This window comes from Streptosporangium sp. NPDC049248, assembly GCF_040678965.1.
Taxonomy (GTDB): domain Bacteria; phylum Actinomycetota; class Actinomycetes; order Streptosporangiales; family Streptosporangiaceae; genus Streptosporangium; species Streptosporangium fukuiense.
Map to the genome: position 1 here is coordinate 38,397 of NZ_JBFAQY010000008.1, position 15,408 is coordinate 53,804.

Annotated in this window: 13 protein-coding genes; 4 read left to right on the forward strand and 9 right to left on the reverse strand. The window is 72.3% G+C overall.

What is annotated here, in order from left to right; all coding sequences use genetic code 11:
- Nucleotides 1-204: 204 nt before the first annotated feature.
- Genes AB0K21_RS17040 through AB0K21_RS17050 form a run of 3 tightly spaced genes read left to right on the forward strand, consistent with a single transcriptional unit; the run spans nucleotide 205 to nucleotide 3,358 of the window.
- Nucleotides 205-1,137, forward strand: coding sequence for a sulfotransferase (locus tag AB0K21_RS17040; RefSeq protein WP_364150889.1), 933 nt, complete (start codon nucleotides 205-207; stop codon nucleotides 1,135-1,137).
- Nucleotides 1,134-2,075: a glycosyltransferase gene (locus AB0K21_RS17045; RefSeq protein WP_343962563.1), complete on the forward strand. Its 942-nt coding sequence runs from the start codon at nucleotides 1,134-1,136 to the stop codon at nucleotides 2,073-2,075. Before AB0K21_RS17040 ends, AB0K21_RS17045 begins: the two co-directional genes overlap by 4 nt.
- 26 nt (nucleotides 2,076-2,101) lie before the next feature.
- Nucleotides 2,102-3,358, forward strand: a complete 1,257-nt coding sequence (locus AB0K21_RS17050) for a WecB/TagA/CpsF family glycosyltransferase (protein WP_364150892.1) — start codon at nucleotides 2,102-2,104, stop codon at nucleotides 3,356-3,358.
- A 27-nt stretch (nucleotides 3,359-3,385) separates the two neighbouring features.
- Here AB0K21_RS17050 and AB0K21_RS17055 read toward each other — a convergent pair whose 3' ends face one another.
- The 7 genes from AB0K21_RS17055 to AB0K21_RS17085 all read right to left on the reverse strand — a co-directional run bounded on the left by AB0K21_RS17055 (nucleotide 3,386) and on the right by AB0K21_RS17085 (nucleotide 11,661).
- Nucleotides 3,386-4,288 carry a sulfotransferase gene (locus AB0K21_RS17055; RefSeq protein WP_343977900.1) on the reverse strand — a complete coding sequence of 301 codons (903 nt, stop codon included), beginning with the start codon at nucleotides 4,286-4,288 and terminating at the stop codon, nucleotides 3,386-3,388.
- A 17-nt stretch (nucleotides 4,289-4,305) separates the two neighbouring features.
- Nucleotides 4,306-5,604, reverse strand: a complete 1,299-nt coding sequence (locus AB0K21_RS17060) for a lipopolysaccharide biosynthesis protein (RefSeq protein ID WP_364150895.1) — start codon at nucleotides 5,602-5,604, stop codon at nucleotides 4,306-4,308.
- Nucleotides 5,592-6,449 (reverse strand): sulfotransferase, encoded by an 858-nt coding sequence (locus tag AB0K21_RS17065; protein ID WP_343977880.1) that lies wholly within the window; start codon nucleotides 6,447-6,449, stop codon nucleotides 5,592-5,594. The genes AB0K21_RS17060 and AB0K21_RS17065 overlap by 13 nt, the downstream gene beginning before the upstream one ends.
- Entirely contained in the window at nucleotides 6,446-7,453 is a 1,008-nt protein-coding gene (locus AB0K21_RS17070) for a hypothetical protein (protein WP_364150898.1), read from the reverse strand. The genes AB0K21_RS17065 and AB0K21_RS17070 overlap by 4 nt, the downstream gene beginning before the upstream one ends.
- The gene (iscB, locus tag AB0K21_RS17075; RefSeq protein ID WP_364150901.1) at nucleotides 7,453-8,808 is read right to left on the reverse strand and encodes an RNA-guided endonuclease IscB; all 1,356 of its coding nucleotides are present in this window, start codon (nucleotides 8,806-8,808) and stop codon (nucleotides 7,453-7,455) included. The genes AB0K21_RS17070 and iscB overlap by 1 nt, the downstream gene beginning before the upstream one ends.
- 328 nt (nucleotides 8,809-9,136) lie before the next feature.
- A complete protein-coding gene (locus tag AB0K21_RS17080; protein ID WP_364150904.1) occupies nucleotides 9,137-10,444 on the reverse strand; it encodes a hypothetical protein in 1,308 nt (435 codons plus the stop codon).
- Nucleotides 10,441-11,661 (reverse strand): Wzz/FepE/Etk N-terminal domain-containing protein, encoded by a 1,221-nt coding sequence (locus AB0K21_RS17085; protein WP_364150906.1) that lies wholly within the window; start codon nucleotides 11,659-11,661, stop codon nucleotides 10,441-10,443. Before AB0K21_RS17085 ends, AB0K21_RS17080 begins: the two co-directional genes overlap by 4 nt.
- 310 nt (nucleotides 11,662-11,971) lie before the next feature.
- On the opposite strand from AB0K21_RS17085, the gene AB0K21_RS17090 reads away from it, so the two are divergent.
- Complete coding sequence (locus tag AB0K21_RS17090; protein WP_343977865.1) at nucleotides 11,972-13,147, forward strand: hypothetical protein; 1,176 nt, start codon at nucleotides 11,972-11,974, stop codon at nucleotides 13,145-13,147.
- Between the two features lie 30 nt (nucleotides 13,148-13,177).
- Here AB0K21_RS17090 and cysC read toward each other — a convergent pair whose 3' ends face one another.
- On the reverse strand, nucleotides 13,178-14,407 hold the full coding sequence (gene cysC / locus AB0K21_RS17095; RefSeq protein WP_343977862.1) for an adenylyl-sulfate kinase: 1,230 nt from the start codon (nucleotides 14,405-14,407) through the stop codon (nucleotides 13,178-13,180).
- Nucleotides 14,408-14,507: 100 nt separating this feature from the next.
- A complete protein-coding gene (locus AB0K21_RS17100; RefSeq protein WP_343977859.1) occupies nucleotides 14,508-15,236 on the reverse strand; it encodes a class I SAM-dependent methyltransferase in 729 nt (242 codons plus the stop codon).
- Between the last annotated feature and the right edge of the window lie 172 nt (nucleotides 15,237-15,408).

Below are 15,408 nucleotides of genomic sequence, written 5' to 3' on the forward strand. Positions count from 1 at the left end.
GACCGGGTACGGGGTGCTCCAGGTCCCGTACCCGGGTCGGCCCTCATCGTGGGAACGCGGCACCGGCGGACGGTGCCGCGTTCACTGGGTAGATCCTTTGTCCGTTCTCTGACCCCTCCGTTACGCTCCGCGCTAGCCTCGGCACATTCCGTATCCATCGGGTAAGGATTCGTGCCTGTGTCTGATAGTCCGTCACCTGCTCGGGTGGTTTTCCTGGGCGGCCTCGGCCGCAGCGGGACCACGCTGCTGGAGCGCCTGCTCGGGGAGGTCCCCGGTATCGTGCCGCTCGGCGAGGTCGTCCACCTCTGGGCCAGGAGCGTGCTCGCGGACGAGGCCTGCGGATGCGGCGAGCCCTTCGGGACGTGCCCCTTCTGGGACAAGGTCGGGATGCGCGCGTTCGGAGGCTGGTCCGCGGACCTGGCCCGCCGGATGATCGCGCTCAGGGCCCGCGTCGACCGCACCCGGCGCATCCCGACCCTGGCCAGGATGCTGGCCGAGGAGCGGGCGGGAAACGGCAGGTGGCCGACACCCGGCACCGCCGAGCTGGACGAGTATGTCGCCGTCCACCGCGATCTGTACGACGCGGCGGGGGAGGTCGCCGACTGCCCGGTCGTGATCGATTCGAGCAAGCACGCCTCGCTGGCCTTCTGCCTGGCGGCGGCCGGGGTCGACGTCCATGTCGTGCACGTGGTCCGCGACCCCCGCGCGGTCGCGCACTCCTGGCGCAGGCGGGTCGAGCGCCCGGAGGACGGGCGTCCGATGACCCACTGGTCACCTTCCCGCACCTCGTTGCACTGGCTGAGCGAGAACCTCGGTCTCGGACTCCTCGCCCGCAGGGGTGTCCCGGTCACCCGGGTCCGCTATGAGGACCTGCTCGGCGCTCCCGCCGACACGCTCAGGCGCCTGGTCGCCGGGATCGGCCTCTCCTGCCGCCTCGACTTCCTCTCGGGCAGCTGGGCGGAGCTCTCGACGGCGCACACCGCCTCGGGCAACCCCATCCGCTTCACGGTCGGCCGTACCGAGCTGACCAGGGACGACGGCTGGCGTGCCGCCGCGGGGTCCCGGCAGCTGCGCCTGGTCACCGCGCTTACCTGGCCGCTCATGATCAAGTATGGCTATCACAGGAGACTCGTGTGAACACATCGGTGGGTGTCGTCATCCCCACCCGGGGACACCGGCCCGACCAGCTGCGCGCGGCCACGCTCGCGGTGCTCGGTCAGGACCACTCCGGCCCCGTCGAGGTGGTGGTGGTCGTGGACGGCGGAGATCCGGCCTGGGTCGCCGACCAGGTGGCCGACCTCCTGGCCAGCAGGGCACTGGCACCCGGCCGGCGCGGGGCGCCCTCGCGGGGAGTGCGGGTGATGGCCAACCGGCTCACCCCGGGCCTGCCCGGTGCCCGCAACACCGGCATCGCGGCCCTCGGCACCGATCTCGTCGCCTTCTGCGACGACGACGACCAGTGGCTGCCCGGCAAGGTCGCCGCCCAGGTCGCCGCGCTTGAGGCGGAGCCGGACGCCCGCTTCTCCAGTTGCGCCATCGAGGTCGAGTACGGCTCGCGCCGCATTCCCCGCCTGGCGGGGACCAGTCGCGTCACCTACCGTCACCTGGTGCGCTCGCGCATGGTGATGGTGCACTCCTCGACGTTCGTGTTCCGGCGCGGCGGGCTCTGGGTGGACGAGAGCGCCCCCAAGGGCCAGAACGAGGACTGGGACCTGGCGCTGCGCGCCGCGGCCCAGCACCCCATCGTGCACGTCGACCGGCCTCTGGTCCGGGTGCGCTGGGGAGGCTCCTCGTACGTGGCCCGCTGGGCCGACCGGATCGCCGGGCTGCAGTGGATGCTCGCCCGGCACCCTGATCTGGCCGTGGATCCGCGCGGCGCGGCGCGGGTCTACGGTCAGCTCGCCTTCCACCACGCGGCCCTCGGCCAGCGGCGGGAGGCGGGCCGCTGGGCCTGGCGGGCGTTCACCGCCCGCCACGGCGAGCCCCGGGCACCCATCGCGCTCGCGGTGGCGGCCGGCCTGGTCCCCGCGCGGACCCTGCTCAGCGTCCTGCACCACCGAGGGCACGGCATCTGATGGCGCCCATCACCGAGCGTCCGCGGGTGACGGTCCGCTATGGCCCGCAGGTCGCCCCGCCCTCGGCCGGTCAGGCCGTCGAACGCCTGCCGGTGCTCGCGCGCCACGGCGTGCAGGTCGTCCCGCTCCTGCCGGGGCGGGGCGCCGAGCGCCCGTCAATGACCGCTCGCCATGATCTGCTCGCCGCTCCGTCGGAGGTGGGGCGGACCGCCGATCGTCCGCGCGCGTCCGCCCGCTACGGCCTGCCGGTGGTTTCCGCCGTGATGGGGCAGGTCACCGGGCATCCTTTGGCGCCATCTCGCTACGACCCGCAGATCGCCTCGTTCGCGACGGGCAAGGCCGTTCACGCCGTGATGTCGATCCCGCCCGTCACCGACCACCGGTCCGCGACCACCGGGTACGGTCCGGTGCCCGGCCTGCCCGCCGTCGCCGGGCGGGCCGGGACGCCGGCCGCCAGGCGGGGGGCGACGCAGGTCGCCCCCCGCCGGCGGCCCAGGCCGGACAGGGCCACCCGCAGACGCCTGCGCAGGCGCGTGCGGGTGGCGGGCGTCGCGATCGATCCGATGACCGAGGGCGAGGTGGTCGACCACGTGGTCGCCGCGCTGAAACGCGGTGAGGGCGGCCACCTCGTCACTCCGAACATCGACATCAGCCGGATCGTCGCCCGCGACGAGCGGGCCCGCGGGTTCGTCGAAGGCGCCGACCTCGCGGTGGCGGACGGCATGCCGTTGGTCTGGGCGGCGAGACTGCTCGGCACCCCCCTGCCCGGCCGGGTCGCCGGTGCCGACCTGATCTGGTCCCTGTCGGAGGCCGCCGCCTTCTACCGCCACCCCGTGTACCTGCTGGGCGGCCCCGCGGGCGCGGCCGTGCAGGCGGCCTGCGAGCTGGTGGGCCGCCACCCGAAGCTGATGATCGCCGGAGTCGACGCCCCGCCGTACGGGTTCGAGGACGATCCGGAGAGCTATGCCCGGGTACGCGACGCCGTGATCGCCGCGGCACCCCGGCTGGTCTTCGTCGGGCTCGGCTTCCCCAAGCAGGAGCGGCTCATCGCCTCGCTCCGCCGGGACCTGCCGGGCACCTGGTTCGTCGGCTGTGGCTCGGCGATCGCCTTCGCCGCGGGCACCGTCCGGCGGGCTCCGGCGTGGATGCGCGGGGGCGGCCTGGAGTGGCTCTTCCGGCTGACCCGGGAGCCTGGCAGGCTGGCTCGCCGCTATCTGGTCGACGACCTGCCGTACGCCCTCAGGCTCCTCGCGGTATCCCTGCTGCGCGGGCTCTTCTCCTGAAAGACCCTCCTGAGAGAACGCCGTCCGTCAGGAGGCCAGCTCCCTGACCCGGAGGGCCTCCTGCGGGCTCAGCCTGGCGTCGGCCTCGGCGAGGGCGCGGCGCGAGTCCATCGGCCGGTAGGCCGTACGGGACAGGCCGCTCCAGGCGAAGCCGTCGCCACTCGCGCCGGACGCGGCGGTGCACGCGTGGCGAACGCGCCCCTCGGCGCGGGCCGACCAGGTCAGGCCGGTCCGTTCGTACAGGCGGCGAAACTCCGTCAGCGGGTCGCGGGCCAGGTCCTCGTAGCGGGCCAGGGTTATCCGAGGATGCCGTCCGGCCAGGTCGGCGGCGGTGATCCCGGCCGCCCGCCACAGGGCCACGGCCTTGGCGATGCGGTCCTGGGAGCCGACCAGCGGGCGCAGCGCCTCCAGGTGGGGCTGGTCGCGCATCAGCAGCGGCTGTTCGAGTAGTTCGTGGAAGTAGACGGTCCAGCCGAGCCGTTGCCAGCTACCGACGAAGGCCACCGGGTCGCGGAGCAGGATGATCACCCGACATCCGAGCCGGTCGGCGAACCATCCGGCGGAGAACAGCGCGAACGGGTCGTCGAGCAGCGCCCGGCGGCCACGCAGCCGCCCCAGCGTGAACGCGGTGCCGTACCGGACCATCCGCGCCAGGTCGTACGGTGAGCGGTTGCGGCGCAGTTCGGCCCAAAACCCGTAGCGCAGCGCGACGGTGCGGGTGAAGGCGGGCAGCCAGCCCCGCTCGTTGTCGGTGCAGATGTACTGGAAGCGGTGGCCGACCACGGAGTCGAGGACGCCGGGGGAGCCGCCAGGCGGATGCTCGGGGTTGAGCGGTTCGTTGACGTAGACCAGTTCCCCGCTCGCCGCGAGCATCCTGCCCGTCCAACTCGTCCCGGTCCTGGGCAGCCCGGTGACCAGCACGGGGGGCATGGGGGGCACAGCGCCCATCAGGATGCCCGCCACGGGCTCAGGGCGGCCAGGCTGTGCGCGCCGAAGGGCCGCAGACCGTACCGGCGGTGGATGTGCCAGAGCGGCAGCAGGTTCTTGACCATCGTGCCCCCCGCCCAGCCGAGGGCGGCGCCGAGCGAGCCCAGGGAGGGGATCAGCAGCAGGTCGAGCAGCACGGTCGTGGCGACGGCGGCGGCCAGGTTGGCCAGGCTGGCGCCGGTGTGCCCGGCGGCGGTCAGCACCACGTCGGCCATCCCGCAAGCGGTGGCGAGCGTCATCGTCACGGCCAGCACGATCGCCACCGGTGCACCGGAGGCGTAGCCGTCCCCGAAGACGGCTCCGAGCAGCCACGGAGCGAGTGCCGCGTACCCGAGCCAGACCGGCCAGGTCAGCAGGACCAGCCAGAGGGTGGCCGACTGGTACAGCTCCCGGGCACGTGGCAGGTCGCCTTCGGCCAGGGCCCGCACCAGCCTCGGTTGGGTGGCCTGCGCCAGGCCCTGGCCGGCCAGCTGGCCCACGATCTTGAAACGGGTGGCGGCGGTGTAGACGGCGGCCTCGGCCGGCCCGGCCAGCAACGCCACGATCACGATGTCCAGCCGCTGGAACACCGCCTGGATTCCGGCCGCCAGCGATCGGGGCCAGGTGTGGCGCCACAGGTCGTGCGCGGTGCCCGGCAGGTAGGACGTCCGAGGCAGCCGCCGGTGCAACCAGACCGAGGCCAGCAGCAGCACCGGCAGGTACGGCAGTGCCCAGGCCGCGGCGAGCAGCGGCACCGAGTCGCGGCCCGCGAGCACCACGGTCCCGACCAGGGCGAGCTGGGCCGACGGCTGGAGCACGCCGTCCAGCAGCACGGTCGGCCGCATCGAACCGAACCCCCGGGTCGCGCTCACCATGACGCCCGAGCACGTCACCGCGGGCAGGGCCGTCGCCAGTACCCGCAGCGCGGGGTCGGAGGTGCTGAGGATGATCGCGCAGGCGGCCGCCAGCGAGAGTGCCGCGACCGGGACGAGCGCCGCGCGGACGTAGCCGGAGGTGCGGCGGTGGTCGAAAGGACGGGACCTGGCGACGAAGTAGACGAGCCCGTTCCCCACGTCCAGTCGCAGGACCGTGGCGACCGCCAGGCACAGGGCGGTCACCGAGAAGAAGGCACCCGCCGTCTCCTGGCCCACCCCCCTGGCGACCAGTACGACGGTCAGGAACTGAGCGGCGGCCCCGGCACCCGCCCCCAGCAGCCCCGCCACCCCGCTCCGCGCGGCCCCGGTCAGACCCGCCAGACGGGTGGGGCTCAGCGGCGCCACGACGGCTCCCCGCCCAGCCACGAGGTCAGCAGGGTGTCCTGCTCCTCGAAGCGGCCGGCCAGCTCGCGACGGAGCCTGCGGGGCATCGGAGCGGGTCTGGTCCGGGAGTTGTGCCGTTCGAACACCGGATCGCCGAGGTGCGGCAGCCCCAGGAAGGCCAGCACGCGGTCGTAGACGAGCTCCGGTTCGGCGAAGAACCGGCCGCTGTCGATGACGAGCAGGCGGTCCCTGCCGACCAGTGGCTCCAGCCGGGCGAGCTGCTCGGCGTAGCGGCCCCTGGCCAGGTAGGCGTGGTGGCGGTGGGACAGGTTCGTCGAGTGCGGCGAGTCGCGCAGGGCCCGCACCGCCCCGGCCAGCCGCTCCTCCTCCAGTTCCACGGCCCTGGCGAAGGACGGCTCCGTCTCGAACCCCCTGGCCAGTTCGTGGGCGTGCGCGGAGTAGGCCCGCTCGACGGGGTCGCGGACCAGCACGATCAGCCTGGTACCCGGCAGGTCGCGGGCGATACGGGGGCCGGCCAGGGGGTGGAACAGGTAGTAGGGCGACGACTCGAAGGCCTGGGGCCGGCAACCGTACCTGCGTGCCAGTGCGGAGGCCGACACCCGCAGCGGAAAGTGCGCCCGGTACCAGGACAGGCCCCGGTCGTACGCCATGTCGAAGTAGTGCACGCCCTTGCGCAGCACCGGTTTGAGGATGAGCGGGTGCTGGGACAGGGCGCGGTACAGCGAGGTGGTGCCGCAGCGCTGCGCCCCGACGATGAGGAAGGAGGGCAGCACTCGGCTCCCCGAGGTGAGGCGTCCCATGCCCCAGGTGGCCGCGTGGAGCGAGCGCTTCAGCGCGGGTTTCACGGCAGGGCCTCCTGGGAGTCGACGACGGGGTTGAGCCAGAGTTCCGGCGGTCCGAGGGGCGCGTGGCCGTCGGCCGCGTGCCGGTCGGCGAGCGCGATCAGGTAGCGGATGGCGGTCAGCCGGGATTCGGCAGCCGACAGCCCGAACGGGGCCAGGATCCGCAGGGCCCGCGCCACACAGGCTCTGGCGGCGGTGATCGGGGCGTCGCGGCGCAGGGCCCGCTGGAAGAAGTGGTGGACGGCGTCGAAGCCGAGCGGTACCCCGGTGCCGAACCGCTCCCAGTCCCAGACCAGCAGCCGCCCGTCGGGGCCCCGAGAGATGTTCCAGGGCGTCAGGTCACCGTGCCAGGCGAACTCCCGTCCGGTGCGAGGCTCCGTCCCGGTGGCCCGAGCGCGGTCTCCGAGGGCACGCCCCGCCGGGTCCGGGCAGCCGGGGTCTTTGGAAGGCGCGCGCTCCGGGACCGGCTCCGCGGGGACACGGGCGATCTCGGCGATCGCGTCGGTGAGGACGCCGCAGGGGATCCGTCCCCGCCGTACCGGGAGCGGGGTCAGCGCCAGCACGGACAGGCCGCGCCAGGATCCGTGGTGCAGCACGGCGGGTGGGACGACCGTCTTCAGCGGCACACCGGCGAGCAGGTCGAGCGTCCGCGCCTCGTGCGCGACGAGCTCCCTGGTCAGGTCGGTGTCGCCGACCTTCACGAAGGCGATCGGCCCGTCGGGGCCGCGCGCCTCCAGAATCGGCTTGCGGTTGGCGCGCAGTGCGGGGCGCACGCGCAGCGTGACGCGGACGGGGGTGTCGAACACCTCGCTCAGGTGGTTCTCGATGCCGTCCTGCCCGGACGGCACGATGAGCCTCCCGCCGGGATGCCACCAGGCACGGGGGACCAGCCTGCGGGGGAGCAGCCGGTGGGGGAGCAGGGTGTAGGGCCTCGGGGCGCCGGGACCGGGGAACAGCAGGTCGATGGTCTCGTCGAGGTAGCGCAGCCGGGCGCGCGCGTCGTTCATCAAATACCTTCAGCGTGGAGACCCCCGCCTTCGGGCGGGGGAGGAAACGTGGCACGGTGCCGCGTTTCCGGGTGGGTGGTGTAGCCGTAGCCGTCGGCTCGTTGGAGCAGGCGGACGTGGCGGTGGCCGATGCCCTGCACGGTGCCGTGCCGGGTGGTGATGTTGAAACTGCCGGTGCTGCGGACCGCGACCCGCCCGGTGTGGACTCCGGCCTTCTTGCCGGTCGGGACGGTGGCGCGGACCAGGTCGCCGGTGGCGAACCCTTTGACCTGCTTGGTCCGGGGCAGTCGCAGGCGAGGGAAGCCGTAGCGGTCGGGGCGGGTGCGTGCGTAGCTGCCGCGCCCGGTCGCCTTGACCACGAGCACGGTGGACGGCCAGGTGGTCACGGTGTCGAGGTGGCCGACGTGCAGCGCGTCCAACGTGTGGGACTTGGCGGCACCGGTGCGCGACCGGTTCCACTTCGTGCGGCCACCGGAGGCGGTGTGAACGGACAGGCCGGCCCTTTCCAGGGCCCGCCACAGCGCCCACCGGGTGGCGTTGGCCGCCGCCGCGTCGCGCAGCGGAGCCTTCGCCTGCTTGAGGATCCTCGCCAGCAGGGCGGGCTTGCCCTTGCAGAACACCTCTACCGGTGTCGCGTTCTTGGCCTGGTTACAGCGGATGCAGGCCAGGGTGAGGTTGCTGATCCGGTCGGAGCCGCCCCGGCTGCGGGGGTGGATGTGGTCGAGGTTGAGCGGTACGCCACTGGCGCCGCAGTAGGCGCAGGTGTGCCCCCATTTGGCGAGCAGGTATTCGCGGACCTCGTACCCGGCGAGGGTGCCCCGCTGGTATTCGGCTCCTTCGAGCGGCTTGCCCGCCGAGAGGGTGTGGGTGTCGAAGGAGGCCTTCTCTACGTGGACGGCGGTGACGGGCGCCCACCGGGTCAGCCGCGCCACCCATGACATGGTGGTCTCGACGCGGTGTCGTAGCGACGGTGCGAGCCACCCTTTCGATTTGGTGCGGTTGAGGAACCGGGGGGCGCGGTGGCGCAGGTTGCGTGATCTGCGGCCCCGGCGTAGCGCGGCCCGCGCGCTGAGCCTGTCGCGGATCGCCGCGCCTCGGTGGTCGAGCTGAATCGCATACCACCCGCTCCGGCTTCCGCCGTGGTCGGTGAACACCGCCAGACCGGTGTGCTTGGAGCCGGGGTCGATACCGACCTGTACGCCTGCCACGGTGGAGTCGGCTACCGACCGGTCTTTGAGACGGATGACGAACGGGGTGTGACGCACCACCACCGCCCGCCCGGCCGCCAGCAGGCGACGGGCACGGGCAGGGGGACAGGGGTCGAGCGGATGGCCGCGGGCGTCCAGGACGAACACGACGGGGTGAACCTCACGGTTCGCTCCCTCAGACGCCGAAGCGTCCTCGGGGTGACGCCGGTGCGGCGGTGCGGCCGGACCGGTCTCCCCTCGCCCATGGTGAACACCAGATACCGCCGCGAGGCGGTGTCCGTGAGCCGTTTCGTGCCCACCCTCGGGCGTGTCTGCTCCCACGGATTCGAGAGCTTGGAGCTGAGGAAGCACCCCAAGGTCGGTCTGCGCTCTTGTGTTCAACGTAGCCATCTGGATCACACCTCCAGTTCATGACGGCCAGGGCTGGTCAACGCGGGGCCTGTAAAGCGCATCACTGTGCCTCAAGCCCTCTCCTTCAGGAGGGGGTCGTTGACGCGGCGGTGCTCTCCATCGAGTTCCTCCAGAGCAGCGCGAAGGAGATCAGATACAGGCTGAGCGGTGTGAACAGCCCGTCGTAGACGAACATGTAGAGCAGGGTGAGGATCATCACGAGAACCCCCGCCATGCCGATCGGGCTCCGGTCGCGCCAGTGGCGGCGGACGGCCCCGGCGAAGAACGCCACGTAGAGCACGGCCCCGGTGAAGCCCTGCGTGATCATCAGGTACCAGAGCTGGCCGTCGCTCCCCAGCGGTGGGTGGCCGCAGGTGGGACACCAGCCGCTCCTGCCGGTGGTGATCGTCCGGTGGTTGCCCGTGGCGTTCCTGGTGTTGCCGTAGCCGATGAGCGGTGAGGTGCCCGCGGCGGCGACGGTCGCCGACACGGTGAAGGCGCGGATGTCGTTGCTGTGCGGGCTGTCCAGCCGCTGGGCCACCATCGTCTGCAGCGGGCTGAGAGCGAACACCAGTGCCCCCGCGACCAGAGCCGAGCAGGCCGCGATGCGGGCCCGCGCGTTCAGGCGCACCAGGACGTACGCGGCGGCGACGCCGAGCCCGATCCACAGGCCGCGGTTGAGCGAGTAGACGACGGGGATCGCGGCCAGCGCGGTCAGCGGGATCATGGCCAGGCGCCTGCGCGGGCCGCCGTACACCCACCAGCCGATCACGAACCAGACGAGCAGCACCGAGATGTTGCCGCCCCAGGCGTTGGCCCACTCGAAAGGCGCCTCCGGGCGGGGGGAGGCGTGGCCGAGGACCTTCTGCACCTGGGCGGCGGTGGGATGGATCAGGTTGTGGACGAAGGGGTTGCCACTGATCCAGCCGGGGAGGATCAGCTCGACCGGTGAGGTGAACTCGGCGCGCGGGGCGAACACGCCCAGCAGGCCGCCCGCCACGGTCGTGACGAACAGCGCGCCGAGCATGCGCACCAGGGTGAGCTGGGGCAGCTCCTCCTCCGTCAGGTTGCCGAGGTAGAGCACCATGATCGTCAGTGACAGGTAGAGGCAGAGGCGCATCAGGTAGCCGGCGAGCCGCCCGGCGCCGAACTCGCCGTAGGTGCCCGGCGGCATCTCGCCGAGCATCAGCGCGCTGATCAGGTAGCCCGCCAGGAGCAGCAGCCAGAGCCCGAATCCGCGCGGCGCCCTGATCGGCCGCCTCCGCAGCAGGATCAGGGCCATCGCCGGGGCCGTCACGACCACCGACAGGCCGCCGAAACCGAGCGCCCACCAGACTGGATATCCCACCAGGAGCGCGGCGATCGGCCAGGCGGCCGGACGCAGCCTCCTCACAGCCGATGTCCCCTCCGCCCGGCCGTGGCCTGCCGTCCGGATGGGAGGTTCCCGGATGTTCCGGGTGCGACTCCGGTGTCCGGGGAGTCCGGTGCGGCCCGGTCACCGCCCGCCAGGCCCGCGAGGGGCCGTTCGGTTCTCCTGGGGCGGGCCGCGCCGGGCTGTGCCGCGGACGAGATGTGCGGGGTCCGCGCGGGGCCGGACGGGAGATCGGGCGGTGGGGCGTCACCGCGGCCGACGAAGGCGCCGATCACTCGGACTCCGCGGTCGTTCAGGGTCCGTACGGCGTCCCGCACCTCGCGTGAGGAGGTGCCGGGCACGGCGATCACGAGCACCGCACCCGCCAGGCCGCGGATCTCCTCGCCGCCGAGGGCGTCGAGACCGGTCAGACGCCTGACGTCGGCGGTGGTCCGCAGGGTGGTGTCGAGGCGGTCACGGAGCCAGGCGACCCCGACCCCGCAGAGCAGTCCCGCCATGAGGCCGCTGCCCAGGTAGAGGGGCGGGCGGGGGGCGCTGGGGGCGGTGGGCGCCACCGCCTTGCTGATCACCGATCCGGGGGTGACGGCGATGGTCTTGAGGGCGTCGTACCTGGCGGTGAGGGTTTGGGCCTGGCGGCCGAGGATGTCCTGCCGCTGGAGGGCGAGGGCTCGCTCCGTGGTGCCCCTGCTCAGCAGGGGGAGCGTGGTGGCGACCTTGGCGAGGCCCGCGTTGACCTGCCTCAGCTTGACCAGCACGGCCTTGAGCTGGGCCGTGAGCATCTGGGTGGACGACTCCCGGCGCTGGGCCAGGTAGGCGAGGGCGTAGGCGCTCGCGCCCGAGGCGGCCGCCTTCGGGTCGGCGGCGGTGCAGGAGATCTCCAGGACCGAGGTGTTGGGCGGCACGGAGACCACGGCGGGACAGCCGGGAGCGCCGGACAGCTCGTGGGCCTTCGCCGCGACCACTGCGGACCGGGCGACCTGGGCCTCGGTGTCGAGGTTGAGCGGTTCGCGCTGGCGGTTGGTGACCTGGTTGGTCTGTTCCGGCGAACCGGTGGCGGTCACCAGGACCTGAGCGGAGGCGGTGTAGGAGGGCGGGACGAGCCGTAGCAGGACTGCGCCGGCACCGGCTCCGGTGAGGAGCAGGGAGCAGATGATCAGCCATCGGCGGCGGAGGAACGACGCGTAGTCCGCCAGGTCTCCGCCTGCGCGGCGGCCGGGGGCGTCCGGTGACGGGCTCATGTCTCGCGAGTGCCTCTCCGGCGAACAGACGCTGGGAACCCTAGGAACTATAGGTCGGCCGCCCATTTCCCCGAACCAATACACAAGATTTTCTTCGCGTCGATCCCGCTAATCACGATGAGATAACAGCTATTTATCCGACATTTCCCACCGGCTGCTCCGGGGCTCCGGCACGGGCCGGTAAAGTCGGGGGCGAGGCACGTCCAGGCGGTGGGAAGGTGTTTCCGGTGATGGTCGAAGAATGCGTGCGCGCGACGGCTGTGAGGAACCGGTGCATCGGACAAATGCCACTATGGACATAATTCCACGTATGGTAAGAATTGCCGGTTCGGCTGTCATCCTGGTGCTGGGACTGGGCACTCTCGGACTGGGCATGGCGGGGCTGAGCGGGCTCGGCCGGACCTCCAGCGCCTCGAAGACCTCCGATGCCGCGGGTGCCCGGCAGGCGCCGAGTACGCCGGGCACACCGGGGGCGGAGAGTCCCGGTGCGTCCCGGGAGCCTCGGACGTCCGCGCGCGTACCGGATCCGGCGGGCGAGCGCCCACGGGCCGCCTGCGAGGTCACCGGCAGGCTCGTCCCCTCCTGCGGAGCCTGGTGGGGCGTCGCACCGGAGATCTTCACCGGGAGGCCTCCCGAGCGGGCGCTGGCCAGAGCCGAGCGGCGCATGGGCCGCCCGGCCGACATCATGCACGTCTACCACCGGGGGGACGAGCTCTTCCCGACCTCCGCGGAGCGTGCCATCGCCCGCGATCCGGACGGCCGCAGGCTCCTGCTGATCAACTGGAAGCCCTCCCTGGAGCACACCTGGGAGCAGATCGCGCACGGCGCGCTGGACGAGCGGATCGACCGGCTGGCCGCCCACATCGTGCGGACCTTCCCGGAGAAGTTCTTCCTCACGGTCCACCACGAGCCGGAGAACGACGTACGGGAGGCCCGCGGCGCGGGTATGTCCGCGGCCGACTACGCGGCGATGTTCCGGCATGTGGTGCGGCGCCTGCGGCACGGGGGTGTGACCAACGCCGTCACCGTGATGACCTACATGGGGGCGCCCAACTGGGCGTCGGAGCCCTGGTTCGAGAAGCTCTACCCCGGTGACGACGTGGTCGACTGGGTGGGGATGGACCCCTACGTCGACCACCGGGTGCACAGCTTCGACGGGCTGGTCAACAAGACCCGGCCCGACTTCCCCCGGTGGCCCGGGTTCTACCGCTGGATGAGTGGGCGCTTCCCGGGAAAGCCCGTCATGCTCGCCGAGTGGGGCGTCTTCGAGCGCCACGACCGGCCCGGGTTCAAGGAGTGGTTCTTCGCCTCGGTACGCGAGGAGATCCGCGACTACCCGCGGATCAAAGCCCTGGTCTACTTCGACTCGCCACGCGCCCCCCGGGGCGACACCCGCTTCGACACCACCCCCGGCGGCCGGCGGAGCTTCGCCGAACTCGCCCGCGACCCGTACCTCGACGCCGCCGTCCCCGCGGGCCGATCCTGACGTCGACGCGGGTCACGGGACCGGGATCCGTCAGCGGATCCAGCCGCCCTGGATCAGCGGGTCGAGCACCTGGTGCACGGCCCGGTCCACACTGATGCCCGTGGTGTCGATCTCCAGGTCGGCGTCGTCCGGCTCCTCGTACGGGTCGGAGACGCCGGTGAACCCGGGAATGAGCCCCGCGCGGGCCTTGGCGTAGAGCCCCTTGCGGTCGCGGCGCTCGCACTCCGCCAGCGGGGTGGAGACGTGGACCAGCAGGAAGTCGGCGCCGACGGCCTCGACCATCGCGCGCACCTCCTCGCGGGTGGCGGCGTAGGGCGCTATGGGGGCGCAGATCGCCAGGCCGCCGTGCCTGGCGGCCTCGGCGGCGACGAAGCCGATGCGGCGGATGTTGAGGTCGCGGTCCTCCTTGGAGAAGGTCAGCCCCGCCGACAGCAGGTGGCGCACCACGTCGCCGTCGAGGTAGGTCACCGTGCGGCTGCCACGCTCAAGCAGCGCGTCGCGCAGCCCTCGGGCGACGGTCGACTTGCCGGAGCCCGACAGGCCGGTGAAGAAGATCACCAGCCCCCGTCGGTGCGGGGGCCCGGGAATCGTCACGGGTTCCGGGCCCGCCAGGTGCTCGGTCGCGCCGTAGGCCTCGGCCACGCGCTCGCGCAACTCCAGGTCGATGGCGGGCTCCCTGGGCGCCAGCGGCACCACCGCCACGAGCGTGCCCTCCGGCAGCGCGTCACGGGCCTTGAGCGCGGCGCGGACCACCGCGGGACCACCCTCGCCGTACGCCAGCGGGAGAAGCAGGATCGACGCCTTCAGCTCCTGCGCGGTCGCCACGATCTCGTCGAGATCGCCCAGCGGCCCGCGCATGGTGACGGCCAGGACCGCCTCCTGCTCGCCCACCTCCTCGCGGACCCGCGCCGGAGTGTGGCGGAGCCGGGCGAACGGCCCGTGCTCGGGGGCGTCCAGAGCCTCCACGGGACCGGCGACGAAGCCGTCCTCGCGCCCGGTGACGGTCAGCACAGCCAGCGCCGCGCCCTCGGGGTCGCGCAGGGTGATCCGGTCGCCGGGGGCGGCGGGGTGGTCGTCGGGCAGCGTGAGGGTGACCGGCGCGGGCCACGGCGTGCCGTCGGCGAGCGTGCCGTGCTCGTCCACGGAGTGCGCGTCGGCCGAGCTCAGAAAGCCGGTCAGCGGGCTGAGGGCGCCGGAGAGCAGCAGTTCGAGGTCGGCCAGCTCACGGGCGTCGGGGGTCCACTCGAAAGGCGCCGTCATCTGCTCCCGCTCCACAATCCTGATCGTCGGACTTTCCGGTCCCGCCTGCTCAGGATGGGCGCCCCGTCCGGCGACCCCGGCTCCACCGCTCCGGCGGATCTCAGATCAGCCGGGCGAAATGGCTCTGGGGATTGCGGATCACCATGGTTATCTCGTCGTGAGACGCGGGCCGGCGTCCCCTGGAGAGGACCTCCACCACCGAGCAGGCGGCGCGGGCAAGCTTACCGAGAGGTCCGTTGAGCGCGGGCCCGCTGCTGGCGGAGATGTCCTCGGTCACCATCAGCCCGCGCACCAGGCAGAAGGAGTGCATCCCCTCGCGCGAGGCGATCTGCTCGTAGACGGCGGGCAGCGGGCCCACCGTTCCCGAGGGGACGAACCTGCGCCACAGCATCCGCCGCAGCCTCGACGGCGCCAGCCGGTCGCAGGCTCCGTACGCCGAGGCACGGTCGCGCATTCTGACCAGCAGCAGCCCGCCGGGGCGCAGACCGGTGAGCAGCCGGTCGAGCACCAGCTCGGAGTGTTCGATCCGCTCAAGCAGGAACGGCACGTAGACGACGTCGAACGCCCGCGGCGGCACCGGCACGGAGCGCAGGTCGCCCAGCGCCCACGAGTCCAGATCCTTGCGGGCGGACGTGCTCTTACGCAACGCGGGCAGGTCCTCGTCGATCCCGATGACCCTGGCCTCCGCCTGCCCCAGGTCGAGCGGTTCCGGCCATCCGCACCCGGCGATCAGGACATCGAGCCGCCGACCGAGCTGGCTGGTCCACTGTTCCCTGACCCGCTGACTCAACAGGTCGTCTCGATCGACGACCGATCTCACCTCTGACATGTAACCGAGAGTAGTCAACCCGGCACGATTCATCTACATGGCGACGCTGACGCGTCGCGGTTCGGCCGCTCTTGTCCGGCTCCTTCCCTCGTCTAGGGAGGCCGCTCGTTCCTCGCGAGTTGCCGGCGACGCTAACGCGTCGCGGTTCGGCCGCTCTTACCCGGCTCCTTCC